The organism is Bacillus sp. SIMBA_031 (genome assembly GCF_046535225.1).
Taxonomy (GTDB): domain Bacteria; phylum Bacillota; class Bacilli; order Bacillales; family Bacillaceae; genus Bacillus; species Bacillus velezensis.
This window is the reverse complement of sequence record NZ_JAWRXC010000029.1, coordinates 1-1,286: the sequence shown is the minus strand read 5'-3', so window position 1 is coordinate 1,286 and position 1,286 is coordinate 1. Positions and strand designations below refer to the sequence as shown.

The 1,286-nt window shown below is 40.9% G+C and carries 1 protein-coding gene; it reads left to right on the top strand.

Annotated features, from left to right (window positions below):
• The first annotated feature begins 94 nt into the window (after positions 1–94).
• Positions 95–1,245 (top strand): IS3 family transposase gene (locus tag SB724_RS19330; protein ID WP_129003681.1). Its coding sequence is split into 2 segments (ribosomal slippage): positions 95–368 and positions 368–1,245, totalling 1,152 coding nucleotides; the frame shifts between segments, so codons are not numbered across the junction.
• Positions 1,246–1,286: the final 41 nt, after the last annotated feature.

Below are 1,286 nucleotides of genomic sequence, written 5' to 3'. Positions count from 1 at the left end.
GGGACTGACCCCATAAGATGAGACAAATAAAAACACCTTCAAGTTTGAATACGGATGATTGTTATCCGAAATTAGACTTGGAGGTGTTTTTTCTATGGGGACAAGAGTGAGTTATCCGGTTGAAGCGAAGCAGAAGGCTGTAGAAATGAGATTGGCAGGCGTACCTATGAAAGAGATTCTGCAGGAGTTGAATATTAAGAATAAGACACAGGTTCAGACATGGGTTAGATGGTATAAGGCTGGTGATACACATCGATTCGAACAGCCTGTTGGAAAGCAATACACTTACGGAAAAGGTCCGGAGTATTCTTCCGATTTAGAGAAACTGCAGGCAGAGATTCGTTACCTGAGACAACAGAATGAAGTTTTAAAAAAGTACAACGAATTGGAAAGGAAGTTGATAGCGAAACGTCAGTCGAACTTGTAGAAATATTGCACAGCACAATGACCGTACAGGATATCTGTATTCATTTAGGTATCTCTCGAGCGTCTTATTATCGTTGGAAGAAGAATCTGATGAAGGATCATCCCAAGCGCCATTTGGAAAAACAAATCGGCACGTTGTGCCGAGAGCACAAGTATCGATATGGATATCGAAAAATCACAGCCATACTAAAAAAGAGAATGTGTATTAACCATAAAACGGTTCAACGTATTATGCAGAAAAATCAATGGCAGTGTCGGGTTAAGGTGAAAAAGCGCAAGAAGGATGGGCAGCCATATGCCGTGGTCGATAATATATTGGATCGGAACTTTCAGTCTGATCGTCCTCTTGAAAAACTAGTAACGGACATCACATATTTGCCTTATGGACAGAAACAATTGTACCTTTCCAGTATATTAGATTTATACAATGGAGAAGTGATTGCTTTTACTATTGGGGATAAGCAGGACACAGCCTTTGTCTTAGACACACTTGATCAGCTACCAATGCTGCCTGAGAACTGCGTGTTACATAGTGACCAAGGTTCTGTGTATACATCTTACGAGTATCAAAAAGCTGTTAAAACAAAAGGCATTACCATGAGCATGTCCCGCAAAGGGACGCCCGCTGATAATGCCTCCATCGAATCGTTTCATTCCTCGCTAAAGTCTGAAACGTTCTATCTTAACAGCATTGATCGAACTACGACTGCCATCGTAGAACGCACTGTCATAGAATACATTCATTATTATAACAATATTCGTATTCAAACCAAACTAAACAACCAATCACCGATAAACTATCGGCAATTGGCTGTTTAAAAGGTGTTTTGACCCCTGTCTCAAAAACGGGGGGCAGTCCC